The organism is Halobacillus litoralis, assembly GCF_004101865.1.
GTDB lineage: Bacteria > Bacillota > Bacilli > Bacillales > Halobacillaceae > Halobacillus > Halobacillus litoralis_A.
This window is the reverse complement of record NZ_CP026119.1, coordinates 51,884-66,964: the sequence shown is the minus strand read 5'-3', so window position 1 is coordinate 66,964 and position 15,081 is coordinate 51,884. Positions and strand designations below refer to the sequence as shown.

Below are 15,081 nucleotides of genomic sequence, written 5' to 3'. Positions count from 1 at the left end.
AAAAAAACATATTATTATATGTTTACTTTGAGGATAATTTGATTAGTTAAGTGGTATAGTAGGGAACAACGAACTAATGATTTTCTGGAAATAAAAAACATTAAGTTTTGTTGAGATTAAAAAAATATACATCTGTTTTTTTAAGTTTAAATCTTATAAAACATGCTACATGACAGTAACAGCCGTTTCTATAATAGATTCTTGTTTGTAATAGTTGTCTATTCATTTAATAAAGGTGTCAAGATAAAGGGGGGGGGAATGTATGCCATTTCAGTATTCAAAATATCTAGAAGATAAAAACAAAAGTCAAAACACAATTGCAGGATATCTAAAAACCATTCATTTGTTCTTTTCCTTTATAGATAATTTTTATGAAAAACAGAAAGAGCCATATCAAATATCTCCGGCTGACATTAAAAATTTCCTTAATTCTAAAGTGAAAGAAGGGAATTCAATAAAAACGGTCAACAAACACTTAACGATATTAAAAGGATTCTTTGATTACTTATGGAGAATAGAAAAAGTACCTGTTGATCCAGCAATGAAAATTGATAGATTCCTAGAAGAAGAGAATAAAGGGAATTCATTAACTTATGATCTTCTTAAAGATACTCTGCCCAAAGTTATAAACAACCACAATTACACAACCTTAAGAAAATCAATTTTCATCTTATCCACGTACGGTTTACGTAGTGCAGAATTTCAAATTAAAAAAGGTAATGTAATTGATCACGGCAACTCTGTCGAAATTCTTTATCCAAAGAGAAACTTAATTCTTTATAATGATGAAGCAGAAATCTTCTTATCCTACTTTTTTGAATCCCAGTTCAATGGTTCTGACTATATATTTACTACTAAAAAGCATGATGAATCCCTTGTACCTATTGAATATATGTCTCTTCACATGCACTTTAGTGTTATATCACAGGACTACAATTTTCCTGTCAAGATCACTCCTAATGACATTAGACACGCTTACGCTTTTTATCTTTATACAGAAAAAAGAATGGTCGTAGAACAAATAGCTGCTGAACTAGGTATAGAGGTAGTTAGTGCAGCTCAATTAATTAAAAATAGTCAATTTCGTCATCACAAAGGAAAAGAACAGCTTGAATTAGACGAGAAACTAGGTGTAGAATAGATAATAATTGAATTGAAAACGCAGGGAATAAACCCAAATAGCATGGTCGTGATACGACTGTGCCTATTTGGGTTTTTTGTATGGAGGGATATCAATGTGAAGAACTTTGATGAACAAAAATCGTTAATTAACCTGATAGTTGCCTCTTTAATGGGGGAAGGTGAACCTCCTTTAGCAATGGGGGGAGCTATCACATCAATCCAAGTACCATTTGCAAAAGAAAAATCTTTTTACTTATTGAATTATCTTCAATCTAATAATCTTAAAAACCATGTAACAGTTCAACCAAGGAAAAATCAATTTGTCATACATTTGAATGGTGAGCTCACGGATCTAGTAGAAGGTTGGTACAAAGGTAGTATCAAAGTGTTTACTCAAGGTGTTAATTCAAAACATCTGACTCGTAAAGCAATAATGGTCTATATCTCTCTTTTTGGAAACAGACAAATTGAAGGGGTAAGTATTTCAACGAACATTCAGGAAGAGTATCTTAATACGCTTGCCTACTGTATAGAGAAAAAGCTTAAAATTAATGTTGTTCCTAGTGGAAGTAACAAGATAAAGATTCCAGAAGTTACAAATCTATTTTTAACCGCTTTACGAAAAGAAAACACCTATGATTGTACTGAAATAGCGTGCTTTTTGACCAATAATGAAAAAAGTAAGCTGGTTCAAATTATTTCTTCAAAAGGGTGTGAACAAATTGATTAAGAAGGAATTGCTGGGCATTTTTGCTTTTCTTACTTTAGTCGGGTGTTCCAACGATAAATTTGTAGAAGAAAGTAAGAAAACATTGACACCTGATTCAGAAGAGATTGAGCAAGAAATGGATGAAGAAGAGCTACAAAAAGAGCGGGATAAGATTTATGAAGAAATGAAAAGACCTATGGATGAAGTCATTAAAGATAATGATTTAGATGAGTTAGCGACTATGGATACCGAAGTAAATGAAGAACTAAACTCATATGAGGATCCCCAGGAGTTTGCTAAACGTGTTGGAAAAGTTATGTATGAGTTTGAAGATGGAAGTATAACTCCAAAAGAATATGCAGATTTTCTTAAGGCACACACAGGAGAACATTATAGTCAAAAATCGTTATTAGAAGAAAAAAAGAACGCGATTGAAGTACTTAGGACCTTACAAGATGCTTACACAAGTAATGTGGCTCCCGAGAGCTATGATTTAACAACCATCACATATAATCGTTCGGAAAAAGAAGGGTATTTTTACCGCAAAATTAATGGGGAAAATTCCGAGTATTATTATATAACCACGATTATTAAAGAAGATAATGTCTGGAAATTGCAGGATGATAGTCCGTCCCCTCCTTATAAAGATCAAAATACTTTAGAAACAGGTGATTGAATTGACAGAAAAAAACTTAGAGTACAAAGAGTTATTCAAATACACGGAGCAAAAGCTACAATCTCATTTTCAAAATAATGATGATTTCAATAAACAATTCGCTATTATGGAACAATATTACTACAACAAAGTCGAGAACATCATTAATAATGACGACAAAAATAAATTTCAAGAGTTGTTTTTCACGAGTGTTAAAAGCCAATTCTTTAATGGGTATTACATAGTTAGGGAATTTTTATACCTTGATCCTACTGCATTGAAAGATGAATTTTACGCACAACCTAAAGGTTATATCACAGAAGATGCAGCAATGTTGATGAATGGATTGAATCAAAATGGACAAATAGAAGCCATCTACACTGAATCATTGAATGATTTGGTTAAATGGTTAATCACACGATATGAAAACGTTCGTGAGCTATTAAGACAAATATCCTTTGAAATCGTCTGTCTAGGTGCTACACAAGCTATAATGGATGAAAAGGATAGCAAGGAAAGAATGGTCAGTGGGATAAGCGAGAGAGGGTTCTTAGGCCCTTTAACTGATATTAACTTTCTCAACCCTCAGATATATTCGACTTCCGTCGTTTACAGCCAGGGTATTGAGACCTGGACGTTACACTATTGGTCAGCTCTCAACAAGGAGGACGACCGTGCTGGTGATGTATCTGTTTATATGGTTGAAGTAGATGGATACAAGCAGTATCACTTAAATATATACCTAAGTAAAAACATCTTCTCTTTTGAAAGGGAAGAATTGCTGCGAATAATCCTTGCAAAGCTAATGACTTACCGAGGTATTGGAAGGTCTCAAATAATGGTTAATTTTGCAGTCGTCGAGGACTTCTATATTTTAGTTCAGGAGTAAGGGGAAAGGGGAGGATTTACTTGTTGGAAGAGCTTACTCACTCGTTTAACAAACATAATAATGCCCTGGTAGTTGTGAATAGTTTAAATGAAGAAGATTTGCAAACATTAACTTTATTACTTTTAAGAAAAGACATTAAAAGGAAAAATATAATTAATGCAGTCTCTTATACGAATTTCATCCAGGATAACTTTGTGGTGGATGATACGGTTGAACTTTGGGGGTATGCTTCCAATCTTCAAGCACTAGAACTATTAAGGATTTTAAAGAGGAAGAGGAAAGATTGCATAGTTGTAGTGGAGAATAACACAAACTCAATTGTTTATAAGCAGCTTCAAAAGGAAGTAGGTATAACAATTCATCTTCCTTCTGTGGATCTAATTAGTCACTCTAATATGGAACCTTCCATTATCTAAAAAAAGACTTCCAAAGTGGATATAATATCCGCTTCGGAAGTCTTTTTTAATGTATTAATTCACTCTGCATAAAACCTTTGCTGGCATGGAAAACTGTGTGCCTTTTACTTATTGTTCCTGACTCAATGATTTCAGACAGGAACGAGGACATAGCCATGGAGGCCATTCTATTTGTAAGTAACCTTTGTGGGTCAGAAGAAGATAATTCCTCACACGACAATGTAGAAGGTGCTATCGAATCCTTTTCTTCTAAAATGTCGGGATAAACCTCTGCTACAGGTTCAAGGTATTGTTTCCCGCGTATTTTCATCCCACACACCACTTGTCCGGTCCAGCCGCTGCTGTGGTAATTTTCTTTTTCATTTTCCGTCCAATCCTTCATCTTTCGAGTAGGGAAGTCCTCTGGAACGAGAGCAGTTTCATTTCCACTGTCTATATATATAATCGTTCCATTAGCCTTATAAAACTCGTGCATAATTTGTCTGGTAAAATGATTATCTACACAACCTATGAGGATAGGCAATATAACCTCGTCATAGGTAATATTGCTAAAATCCCCTGTATTGAATAACTTAGTTACTTCATTTGCAGATTCAATATAAGACTCTGTATAAGAGTAAACGGGTATTTGATATGCACTTGAATAACGCTTTGCTAAAACTTCAGCTTTAGGCTTATTTATATTACTTTTTGTAAAAAGCTGATTGTTCAAGTTCTTTTCCTCTACTTGATCAGGGTCAGAGAGTACATAATGACTAGCATTAGGGTAGTTACGGAGCATCTGAGCTACTTGTTGAGACAAGTTACTCCCAGTCCCCCCCACTCCTACCTGTACAATCACCGGAACTAGCCGCTTCTTTAATGTACTAAATTCTTCGTTGAACAATTCTAGAATGTCTAGCATTTAACTCCCCCCTTATTCATTACCTCTAAATCAAGCGAATAGGGGTTGCTAGATGCGCTTAACGGAGATTCGAACACTTTACTAGGGTTAATCATTAAATGGCTCTGTGTAGTTTCATTAAACACTCTAACGATGATCGAAGGGAATAGTTGGTCTATTTCGCCAACGATAGCATAAAGAACATTTGATAACCTTTCACTTTCATCATCCTGTTTACTTGGAATCGCAAGCATCTGATGGTGCGAGTGAATCTCCATGACTTTCATAATAGGAGATAGTGAGTCACTTGACCACTCAATAAGTTTTAAAGCTTGTTCTTCAGCTGTTTCAGTCACTTCACAATTTACTGAAGATATCCATTGAGAGGGGAAGTCCAAAATAAATTCCTTTGTGTCTGTATTTAGATAAATATCCGCATGCAACTCTGATTGATGGGTTTGATATATCTTCTTAGCCTGGAAAATGAAATCATTAAGTATCCAAGAAGGGATTTTAACAGGAGAAAAGGAGCCCTCCGAAGAGGAGGCTCCTTCACTACAACCTTTCTTTTTAGATATTTGAATACACATGAGCATATTCTTCTTAGCTAAAAATACTACTTGAGTGTGAGATTTAACCAAATTCGGATAATCTTTCTCCAAGCGTTTTCTAACTTCTTCTCCATCGATCTTAACAAAAACTTCTTCGCCTTTTTTATTCTTCCTAACACCATTCTCAATTTCTTCCTCAGTGAAATACTCAAGAATAGAAATTTGCTGGCCAAGGTGGAAGATAAAGCTTTCTAAATTAAGCTCAAACTCCTCTTTCTTGCTTGGTTTTTCAGTTTTATCAGCAAGTGGGTTTTGGGGAGCATTCTTTTTCGCCTCTTCGATTTTTCTTTTACGCTCTTCTTCCTCCCGTTGTCTTTCCTCCGCTACCTCATCGTGAAGTCCGAATGTAGAAAAAATATCTGTTTGTTTAACGTCAGTCATAATAAATTCCTCCAATAATTTGTTTAGTAAAATCTCAATTAATTTATGTGAAAAAACTCTCCGTACGTATGATATAAGGGCATTAACTCCTTATCATCAAAGTCTTTCTCATTAAACACTTCTGTAAATAATGAAGAAACACTCGTTCCAGACACCACTTTCGAACCGTAGTCCATTGTAAAAGTGCTTTGGAAAAAATAAGAAGGAAAGTGCTCCAGTTGATTAATACTCTTAATAGCAGGCAAATTCATACTTCCCATACAGACATTCCCATTCATAACGTGAGAATAGGGGAAATGATATAGCTTTGTTTCTTTTGACAATCTCCCTTTACTCTTCAAGGCAACAATTTTACTTAGTTCCACTTCATAATTTTTATTTGAATTATGAATGGATAAATCAAATTTAAAAAGCAATCTCGGAAAACCTACTTCAAGAGTAAGACCATTAAATATAATGGTTTGCCTTGTTTTTGGAACTTCCAAGATAATGCTGTATCCATTTGATCTGACACTATATTGAATTGCATTTGGTGGGAGGATTGGGCCCCATTCTTCATCATTAACTAATGATTTATTGAATATCTCTGTCATTGCACCATAAGAAAGAGAACGATAAACTTTCTTTCCTTCAATTTCTTGTTCGACTTGTATAGCATCGGAAGTCGAATGAAGTTTTTCGCTATCTAATGTGAAAGTTACTTTCATGAGCTCTTCACCTTACTCTCCGGAAAGGAATGAAGCTGCTTAATTAGACTTTCTAATTGGAATACCTCTTCTACAACTTCTGCAGATCCTAAGAAGAAATCATGACCAATAGCAATACCAGGATTAGAATAACCAAGGAATTGTAATGGAACGATTATTCCTCCCTCGAAAACAGAATCATCAAAGGAAGTCTTTAAAGGTATTTCGCTTTCTATCCCATTGATATTAAAGCGTTCATCTTCAATCACAAAGAAATACTCAAACGTTTCACTCGTTTGTTCGATAAACGCTTCATCTATGGCAAGCTTCTTTTCCTTAATTGTTTTATCTTCTTCAAAACATGACCATAACTCTCCTCGAGAATAGGTCTTAGAAAATCCATCAATCACAAGGTCAGACATATTATGAATCGCATCCACCGGGATATAAATATCCCCTGTGACATTTACGCCAACTTGTCTAAAGAGCTTGTGTATTTTTAATCCTTGAATAGCATTTAACCAAGATTGATGCTCAAACTCAGGCATACTTCTCATATGTGTTAATCCTCCTATAAAACCTCTGTTTAGATAAATACATCCTCGTCATCCGCTTCATAAGTACCTTTAGAATAGACTAAGTTATAAAAGGTATTGTCTTGCTTCAGGTACTTATCAAAATCATTCGTCGGGTCCAGATAAAGAATCTCACCAGACTCATCACTATCAATAGGCCAGTCCATCATTTGATCGAAAACATCTTCAATAGACTGCATATCAATAGAATCTAAAAATTCAGGACTCGGTTTACCGAATGACAAAAGAAACTCTATAATTTTACCTCTTTTAGAATGGTCCTCTACATAATCAAATTCTCGAAGACCTTCTAAGATTTCATTGAAATCCACTCTCATCATTACGACCTCTTTTCTGTTCATTCTTGAAGAACCATAAAGAGGGGAAAATTCCCCTCCATAATCAGACTGTTCGAACAGGAAGAATCAATTGGCATTCTTCCATATCTGTCATGTCAGATGGTTTCAGTAAGAAGGGCCTCATATCTGCTACAAAACTGAAATCTACAGTTTCGCAATCTAAAGCCTTCAAAGAGTCGATAGCATATTTTACTGAAAAAGAGATGGTAAAAGCCTCTTGTTCTCCTTCTAAGGAGTCATAAGGAATATCTATCTTTCCTTTTCCAGTTTCAGCTTTTGTACTCGAAAGCGAAGCAACCCCATTCACATGGATTTTAGCTACGCCATTTTCATTTGATGTATTACTATTCGCGACTTCCTTGATCAGCTCTAGTCCTTCGAGAAACTCTTTCCGATTGATTTTCATAACAGATGTAAATGAATCTGGAATCAATCGGCTAGTCTCTGGATAATTACCATCAAGAAGTCGAGTTTGGTATAACGTCGGACCATCTTTTAAGACAAGAGCATTGTCCGAATGCGAAAATATCTCTATTTCACCATTCATGCCAAAGATTTTTAGAGCATTATCTAATGAGGAGGCAGGAATGATCATTTGTATTGCTTGTTTAGACTCAACCTTCTGCTTAACCACAGCAAGACGGTGGCTATCAGTGCAAGTCAAGTTCATACAATCTTCCGTAACGTTATAATAAACGCCTTGAAGTACGGGACGTACATCTGTTTTCGCCGCTGCAAATGAAGTTTTCGATACCAGCGTTTTAAACTGCGCTGCATCTAATACCAGGTCTGGTTCCTTTTCATCCACTTTGACAAAAGAAGGGTACTCCTCGGGGTCTAAACAGTTAAGTTCAATCTCACTCTTACCTGATTTTATTTTGGTGACCGTTCCGTCCAAATCAATAGACAGATGCTTTCGAGACTTCTTGACGATATCAATTACTTGCTTAGGGAATACCGTGTCTCCTGTTTCTTCCACCACTACATCTTCACCTGTGACAGGGATAGAATGGATGATGGTTTCATTTGCATCAGAACCGGTCAACACTATCTCATCTTCTGTAGCTTTTACGTAAACCCCCTGCAAAATAGGAAGCGACGAACGAGATGAAATCACCTTATTCACTTTCATTAATCCCTCTACGAATGCACTTTGTGTAATATTAAATTTCATAATTATATTCCTCCTGGATATCTAATGATTTTTAAAATAAAAAAGCACAAAGAGAGGCCGGATAAGGCTCTACTTTGTGCTTTGACGCTCTTGCTAAGCTGTTTGGTTATGCTTGTTTTGAGCGTGTTGCTTAGCAATGTTTTGTATTTCAGATACATCGTCTTTGCTTAAATTGAAGAACAGACTTGGCAATCCATTAACTGTCATTTCTGACTTAACAATCTGAGCAAATTCTATAATTTCTTTCCTTGTACAATCGTAAGCAGAAGCAATTTTTTGAACATCTTTCACTGGCTTTAATGCACTCACATATTCTTTCAGTTCCTTAATAGTAGCATCCGAAATAATATCCGAACGCTGAAGAACCGGAGTTCTTTGTGGATTGGCACGACTAAATATGCGGGTAATAAAGTTTTCATTACCTTGAATACCAATCATTTCTTCTGCTTCCTCAATCCAGTTTAGGATTCCATTCCTATCAGAGTTATCTCCATTTGATTGATTATTAATCGAATTGTCTTGCTGATTCCCATAGGATCCATTCAAATTAGGATTTAACATAGGTTGCTTTGTGAAACTTTTAGCTTGATATTTCTCAGGCAACTTAGGATTATTCCAATATCCAACAAATCCACTCTCTTTTTCTTTGTGATAATGAAATCCTTTGTTTCGGTCTTTGTAAATATCAACATGTTGTTCCGGGATTTCATACAGATATCTTCCAACGCCCCATTTAACAGCTGCTCTTTTCAATGCACTACTGAATCCACCTTTAGTAGCTTCGTACTTCGTTGGATCCGCTGCATCCCATTTGATACGAGATTTAGTTTCTGAGAACCATACACGAATACCACAACTGAATCCATTATGAATAGGCTTATATTCATCTTCCCAGCCATCAATACCAAGCACATTATCTAATCGATTCATGATTGCTCGACTGGAAACATAAGCAACAACCCATCCACCATAAGTATTGGCATCTTTTTTATAAGTCCGATTCATTCGCCACTCAATGTCTTCCACTGCAAATGGCTCTGCTAACTTTTCCATAATCTCATCAACATTCAACACTTTCTTTTCTTCACCCATATAAACATCCTCCTGAAATTTATTTTGTATCCTTCCATCAAAGTTTTTGAACACAAAAAAGCCTTTGAAGTCTCATGTATTGAAGACACAACTATGGCGTCTACAAATATACATGAACCTCAAAGGCTCCATTATGTCTATTAAAACCCGCTAACCCTAAAAGGGTTGCAAAAAAACTTAAATAAAATGATACGCTTTTAGTATATACGAACATCCATTAATCTACAAATAGAATTTCTTGAAATAAAAGAGCATTTCTCTAATGAATAGAGTGTGTTATAATGTTTCAGAACTACCAAACCTAATCCAATACCAAACTTAAAGCGAAGACCGCTTCCATAAAACCCTTTGTTCCAAAGGGTTTATGGTGGCGGTTTTCGTTTTTTTTATTTAGATGTGATTATTTGTTGATAGGAGGATAGGATCTGTCATGATTGAAGAATTTGATGATATCGAAAGAATCGAAGATGACCATGAAAGATTGATAATCCTAAGAAAGAGACTTGGGAAGAGTCAGTATCAATTTGCTATGGATTTAGGAGTGTCTTCTAGTTATATAGGACAAGTGGAAAATTACAAATTTCCTTTCACCAACCAACTAAAAGACCGCATAAATAGCTACTTGAGACAGGAGCGGGAGATTGATGAAAACGATATATTTATTAATTTCAGATAATGAGTTTCTTCAACTCCTCATAGATGATTTAAAAAAGTATAATCCCCAGGCAAATATCCTTCATATAAGTGAAACCAAATTTGAAGAATACATAAAGCAGCCCTTCGACAAATTTATTTTATCCAATCAGGGTCTTATAGATAGAGTGACTGAATTGAATGCAGGAGAAATAAAAGGGGAGATATGGTGCGTTCAGGAGGGGAGAACCACACATTTAGCAGAAGGTGAAGAAAAAATAAGCTGGTTTCCATCTAATATGAAATTACGCAATTATGTTCGACTAGGAAAGCTTGCACTGAAAATCAACCGACCAGCTTCAAATAAAGTCAGCTCTATTCAAGAAAAAGATAGAAAGACTGAACCGGAAGAAGCAAAAGCTGAGCCCAAGAAGCAGGGTGAACAAAAAACAAAAGATAAGGAAAATAGCAAGAAGGCGATTGTTCAAAACACCTCCAACGGTGATGAAAATAGGACTTTCCATAAAGAAGAGAAGGAAGTACTTAAACCTAAAAGTATGGAAGCGGAAAAGGAGAACAAAAAAGAACAAAACAACAATAAAATCGAATCGTCCGGTCCCCCTAAGAGTAATCCTAGTGTTCCATCAAACACCCAAACGCCTTCTCCAGAAACAACTGAAAATGGTCCATCTAATAAAGACACATCAACTACTGAAGAAAAGACGGAAAATAGCCATGTTGTGAGGGATGAACCTACAAAGGAAGAACCACTTCCTGACAGTAAAAAAGAAGCTTCTAAACATGAGGAAATAGTGAAAGATAATGTTTCGCCAGGTATTCACCATGAAGAGAAAGTGTTGTCCGCGGAAGAAAGTCGAGAATTACGAAAGGGGATACTTAATAAAAGGTCTAAGCGTGGTCAAAAAATTGCCGTTTGGTCCCCTTATGCTAGTCGAATGGGAGTATCTACGTTTATCTTTAACTTTGCTATCTTCTTAGAAAAAGCGAAGGTGGATACGAATGTAATTGAAGGGCTGCGGCCTAATGAATTTTTTAAAACCATGTTGAAGAGGTATGAGGATATGCCGGAGAATTGGGTTTCATTTATCCGTTATATTCGAAACAAAAATTCAAAAGTTGAAAGCTTGATTTGGAATTATCAAGGAGTGACATGGCTCCCTTTAGATGATGGCGATTGGGAATTGAATTGGAGCGTATCGGAGATAGACGAGTATATCCGAATTGGAGATGGTTTTGATCTTTCGCTTATTGATTTACCAGCTGGTGAAATGGAAAGCTATACATTAGATACTCTATCCATTGCAGATGAATTATGGGTAGTCTTGGATGGTTCTTATCAACAAATGACTGCTTGGAAGCAATACATTCAGGAAATAGCCAAACAACAAAATATTAAGGTGAAGCTACTATTCTTTAGAGATTTTCCTTTTGTTAAATCGGATCAAATAGCCGAAGAAATTGGATTTCCTATCCTGGCCAAAATTCCTGATTTAACCGAACCGGTATACAAAAATTATTACCAGAAGAAGCCTTTAATCTTTTATAAAGACGCATCAAATATACTTGAACCACATTTTCATGAAATTGCCCAGACGGTCTTAGGAGAACAGTATCAAGAAGCAGTTCCCTCAAATCCACTTTTTCACCTATTGAAAAGAATTAAGTCTCGTCTATAGTTTCTTGATTATGCGTTTAAAATCGTTTATAGTTTAAGCAATTAGACTTTTGCTTTATCTTAATTTGCAACCTTGATTCAAGGTTAGCGGGCTAATCATTAAACTTTAGGCGGTCTCTGAGACTGATAGATGACACAATACGTGTGCTTTTCTATCGTCTTAGGGACCGCCTTTTTATGTTCAAAAACGGAGGTGAGGAAAGTGAATGGGAAGAAACTGAATGAAATTAAAAAGGTATTAATGAGTGAAAAGGGGTACATCCGAATCGGTTCTCACACAAAAGAACGTTTGCGGGTGAGAGGTTACACTAAGGGGGATATTGTTTCCTGCATTATGAAAGGTCGGCTATGTGAAGTTCAATATGGATACAACCATACAATTGGTCAAAATGTCTTTTCTTACGTAGTCGAAGGTAAAGATTCTAGCCACAACCCTATCGTAGTGGTTCTATCTGAAGAAGGACAAAGCCAGTTTCTAGTAGTTACAGTCATGCCACCAACAGACCGTAATCGCTTTTTTGATTGTATTGGTTGATTGGTAAAAGGGAGAGGATGTTTATTATGAGTAAAGACATGAGAGGTACTAAAATACCAGGGTGGTTCGAGTTTTACCGAATAGCTTGTCCTATTTGTAATAAGTCTGGTGGATGTATGCAAAATCAAGAAGGTGATGTGGTGGCTTGTATAAGAGAGGTAAGTGATCGGCCTTTTAGTAAAAATTCAAGTCTTCCATCTTATCTCCATTTCTTAAAAGGGGAAAAAAAGCGAAGAAAGATTGACCCAAGCCAAGCCGCTTCCATATCCGGAGAAAAGAAACTAGATGAATATACGTTGAATGAAGTCTATCAATCTCTTCTAGAGCTTTTGAAATTAGATGAAGAGCATTATGTTCACCTGACTAGTAAAAAGCGTCAATTATCTGATGAACAAATAAGGGTTAGAGATTATCAATCTTTCCCTGATAAGCCTTGGGAAGCCGTAAAGCTTCTGCAACAATCTTTAGGCAGAGACGAGTTTAAAGGCATCCCTGGTTTCTTTGAAGCGGAAGGAAAGTATGGAAAGTATTGGTCCATTAGTGGTATGAAGGGTATATTAATCCCTTACCGTAACCTTCGAAAGGAAATCATAGGATTTCAATATCGTTTGGATCAACCGCCTAACGATGTGAAAGTACAGGAGAGAAAACAAGGATTAAGAGCCGTTGTAAAGGAACAACCAAATTTAGTGCAGTTCCTTTACGAAGGAGAAATATTATTTGAACAAAGATTGGACGTTGGGGAAACAGTAACCGTATATAGTCCGGAATCATCCATTCAAGATACATCAGATAGCATTTTAGGATGGGTTACATTAAAAAAAGGAAACCGTTATTACTGGTTGAGTTCTGCAAAGAAAAACAAAGGTGCAAGTTCTGGTGACCCCGCTCCCATTCATGTTACAACGCCTACCCACCGAATGACTCGGTTAAAAACAGGTGAGCCTCTTACATCTAAAAAGGTCTGGCTAACAGAAGGAGCATTGAAAGCAGACATATCCAGCGATTTAGTATCAATGCTAATGAGTAAAGACCAATTGGCAGCCTACGGCGATACCTTTATCGCATTACCTGGCGTCAACTCATGGCAAATGGTACTACCAATCCTTAAAGAAATGGGGGTTGAAGAGATCAACCTTTGCTTTGATATGGATGCAGTAGACAACATATATGTAAAAGCGATTTTAATGCAGTGCATTAAAAAACTTAAAGAGGAAAAATATCATGTGAACATGGTCGTGTGGAATTCGGAACATTCAAAAGGAATCGACGATCTGCTATTGAGTCGCAAATTACCGCAATTTAAGAGGTTATTTTAATTGAATTTTCGTAATGATAACTAATCTTTATACAAAGGGAGAGAACGTAAAATGAACCAAGAACCGATAAACATATTAATGTCACCAGGCTACGAAGTAACAGTCCATTCGATTGATTGGTTGCCAGAGTCTGATGGGCAAATCATAGGTCATATGATGATCGCAGAAGGAGAAAATAAAGAAGCGGAACAGTTCGATATGTGGTATGAGGATGATGGATATCATCATATCTGTATGGCAGGCGAAAAAGATGGAGAAACTGAAGTGTGGCTTGTCATGGACTTGCTTGAGGAAGAATATCTGAATAACAAATATTTCTCATAGAGAGTATTTAAAAGGAACAAAGCTATCTTCTAGTAATATAGGAAGGTAGCTTTGTTGTTTTGTTCATACCCAAAGAAATAGAGAGTTGCATTCTTACAGAAAATCCAATATTATATACATAGATTTAAATTACATATTCGTTCAACGGGAATCCCCCGAAAAAATCATGAAGAGTTAACTTCTTTTTTGAAGTCACTTGTTCATGGTTTTTTCGGGGGATTTTTTTGTTTCTCCCAAAGGAGGTGAAATGATGAAGAGTACAAAGAAAAGTGCAGTTATTCTTTTAACACTAACCGCCATTTTCGCATTCAGCTTTATTCTTATTGGACCAGACTATGTAGATGCTGCATGGGAGAAAGCCGGAATTACACCTGATGGAAGCATTGAAAATAGTGGAATCTATGATGATCTAGACAAACTTGTTTACTTCGTAATGGCCTTAGGGGGATTCTGGATATTAGCTTGCTTGATTTTTGCAGGAATTAAGCTAGCTTCCGCACAAGGAGGCAACCCACAAGGTCGTACTGCTGGATTCATTGGTCTAGGAATGGCTTTTGTTGGTGGTTGGGTAATTATGAAAGCCTATGATATAGCCGGTTGGATTAGCGGTTTTGGTGGCTAATACTTAATAAATATCTAATAAAACCCCTCTAATCGTTTAGAGGGGTATATCTTTACCGCATAAGGGGGATTTTATGACACGAAAAGTAACCGTTCCTATTGATATGTCTAGTGAACAGAAGACAATACTTGGCATCCTATCCAAACGGCAACTTATTTATCTCATTGTTGGAGGATTACTGATATATTCCTATACACCAGTTGTTTATGGGTTAGGTCCTACCTTCTACATAGGAGCACTGTTGTGTATCTTTGCTGCTTTACCTGTAGTAGCAATTGTTGGGGTGTTCGGCTTTCTTAGGAAACATAAATATAATCTAAATTTCGATCAATACTTGCTTATCAAGTTAGGATATAAAAATCAAATTGGTGTATGGCGAAAAGGTTCCAGTTAGAACCTT

At 36.1% G+C, this 15,081-nt stretch carries 19 protein-coding genes; 12 read left to right on the top strand and 7 right to left on the bottom strand.

Features of this window, described 5'->3' with window-relative positions; genetic code table 11:
- Nucleotides 1-262: 262 nt before the first annotated feature.
- The 5 genes from HLI_RS21000 (at nucleotide 263) to HLI_RS20980 (ending at nucleotide 3,791) form a co-directional block, all read left to right on the top strand.
- On the top strand, nucleotides 263-1,141 hold the full coding sequence (locus HLI_RS21000; RefSeq protein WP_128527027.1) for a tyrosine-type recombinase/integrase: 879 nt from the start codon (nucleotides 263-265) through the stop codon (nucleotides 1,139-1,141).
- 96 nt (nucleotides 1,142-1,237) lie between these two features.
- On the top strand, nucleotides 1,238-1,852 hold the full coding sequence (locus HLI_RS20995; protein WP_128527026.1) for a hypothetical protein: 615 nt from the start codon (nucleotides 1,238-1,240) through the stop codon (nucleotides 1,850-1,852).
- A complete protein-coding gene (locus HLI_RS20990) occupies nucleotides 1,845-2,507 on the top strand; it encodes a hypothetical protein (RefSeq protein ID WP_128527025.1) in 663 nt (220 codons plus the stop codon). The genes HLI_RS20995 and HLI_RS20990 overlap by 8 nt, the downstream gene beginning before the upstream one ends.
- Before the next feature lies 1 nt (nucleotide 2,508).
- Nucleotides 2,509-3,375, top strand: coding sequence for a hypothetical protein (locus HLI_RS20985; RefSeq protein WP_128527024.1), 867 nt, complete (start codon nucleotides 2,509-2,511; stop codon nucleotides 3,373-3,375).
- Nucleotides 3,376-3,398: 23 nt separating this feature from the next.
- Nucleotides 3,399-3,791 carry a hypothetical protein gene (locus HLI_RS20980; protein WP_128527023.1) on the top strand — a complete coding sequence of 131 codons (393 nt, stop codon included), beginning with the start codon at nucleotides 3,399-3,401 and terminating at the stop codon, nucleotides 3,789-3,791.
- A 46-nt stretch (nucleotides 3,792-3,837) separates the two neighbouring features.
- Here the strand turns inward: HLI_RS20980 and HLI_RS20975 are convergent, their stop codons facing one another.
- From HLI_RS20975 to HLI_RS20945, 7 genes are all read right to left on the bottom strand, one after another.
- Complete coding sequence (locus tag HLI_RS20975) at nucleotides 3,838-4,695, bottom strand: ThiF family adenylyltransferase (protein WP_128527022.1); 858 nt, start codon at nucleotides 4,693-4,695, stop codon at nucleotides 3,838-3,840.
- Nucleotides 4,689-5,681 carry a hypothetical protein gene (locus HLI_RS20970; RefSeq protein ID WP_128527021.1) on the bottom strand — a complete coding sequence of 331 codons (993 nt, stop codon included), beginning with the start codon at nucleotides 5,679-5,681 and terminating at the stop codon, nucleotides 4,689-4,691. The genes HLI_RS20975 and HLI_RS20970 overlap by 7 nt, the downstream gene beginning before the upstream one ends.
- A 23-nt stretch (nucleotides 5,682-5,704) precedes the next feature.
- Nucleotides 5,705-6,373 (bottom strand): hypothetical protein, encoded by a 669-nt coding sequence (locus tag HLI_RS20965; protein WP_128527020.1) that lies wholly within the window; start codon nucleotides 6,371-6,373, stop codon nucleotides 5,705-5,707.
- Nucleotides 6,370-6,909, bottom strand: a complete 540-nt coding sequence (locus HLI_RS20960; RefSeq protein WP_128527019.1) for a hypothetical protein — start codon at nucleotides 6,907-6,909, stop codon at nucleotides 6,370-6,372. Before HLI_RS20960 ends, HLI_RS20965 begins: the two co-directional genes overlap by 4 nt.
- Before the next feature lie 29 nt (nucleotides 6,910-6,938).
- Nucleotides 6,939-7,268, bottom strand: coding sequence for a hypothetical protein (locus HLI_RS20955; protein ID WP_128527018.1), 330 nt, complete (start codon nucleotides 7,266-7,268; stop codon nucleotides 6,939-6,941).
- Nucleotides 7,269-7,329: 61 nt separating this feature from the next.
- Complete coding sequence (dnaN, locus tag HLI_RS20950; RefSeq protein WP_128527017.1) at nucleotides 7,330-8,460, bottom strand: DNA polymerase III subunit beta; 1,131 nt, start codon at nucleotides 8,458-8,460, stop codon at nucleotides 7,330-7,332.
- A gap of 93 nt (nucleotides 8,461-8,553) precedes the next feature.
- The gene (locus HLI_RS20945; protein ID WP_128527016.1) at nucleotides 8,554-9,552 is read right to left on the bottom strand and encodes a Rad52/Rad22 family DNA repair protein; all 999 of its coding nucleotides are present in this window, start codon (nucleotides 9,550-9,552) and stop codon (nucleotides 8,554-8,556) included.
- A gap of 430 nt (nucleotides 9,553-9,982) precedes the next feature.
- Between HLI_RS20945 and HLI_RS20940 the strand changes: the two genes are divergently transcribed.
- The 7 genes from HLI_RS20940 (at nucleotide 9,983) to HLI_RS20910 (ending at nucleotide 15,075) form a co-directional block, all read left to right on the top strand.
- Nucleotides 9,983-10,228, top strand: coding sequence for a helix-turn-helix domain-containing protein (locus HLI_RS20940; RefSeq protein ID WP_128527015.1), 246 nt, complete (start codon nucleotides 9,983-9,985; stop codon nucleotides 10,226-10,228).
- Entirely contained in the window at nucleotides 10,197-11,882 is a 1,686-nt protein-coding gene (locus HLI_RS20935; protein WP_128527014.1) for a hypothetical protein, read from the top strand. The genes HLI_RS20940 and HLI_RS20935 overlap by 32 nt, the downstream gene beginning before the upstream one ends.
- A 201-nt stretch (nucleotides 11,883-12,083) precedes the next feature.
- Complete coding sequence (locus HLI_RS20930; RefSeq protein WP_241656027.1) at nucleotides 12,084-12,416, top strand: DUF4258 domain-containing protein; 333 nt, start codon at nucleotides 12,084-12,086, stop codon at nucleotides 12,414-12,416.
- Between the two features lie 26 nt (nucleotides 12,417-12,442).
- Nucleotides 12,443-13,735, top strand: coding sequence for a DUF3854 domain-containing protein (locus tag HLI_RS20925; RefSeq protein ID WP_164908649.1), 1,293 nt, complete (start codon nucleotides 12,443-12,445; stop codon nucleotides 13,733-13,735).
- A 51-nt stretch (nucleotides 13,736-13,786) separates the two neighbouring features.
- Nucleotides 13,787-14,059 (top strand): hypothetical protein, encoded by a 273-nt coding sequence (locus tag HLI_RS20920; RefSeq protein WP_128527011.1) that lies wholly within the window; start codon nucleotides 13,787-13,789, stop codon nucleotides 14,057-14,059.
- Nucleotides 14,060-14,309: 250 nt separating this feature from the next.
- Nucleotides 14,310-14,681, top strand: a complete 372-nt coding sequence (locus HLI_RS20915) for a hypothetical protein (protein ID WP_128527010.1) — start codon at nucleotides 14,310-14,312, stop codon at nucleotides 14,679-14,681.
- A gap of 73 nt (nucleotides 14,682-14,754) precedes the next feature.
- Nucleotides 14,755-15,075: a PrgI family protein gene (locus tag HLI_RS20910; RefSeq protein ID WP_128527009.1), complete on the top strand. Its 321-nt coding sequence runs from the start codon at nucleotides 14,755-14,757 to the stop codon at nucleotides 15,073-15,075.
- The last annotated feature ends 6 nt before the right edge of the window (nucleotides 15,076-15,081 follow it).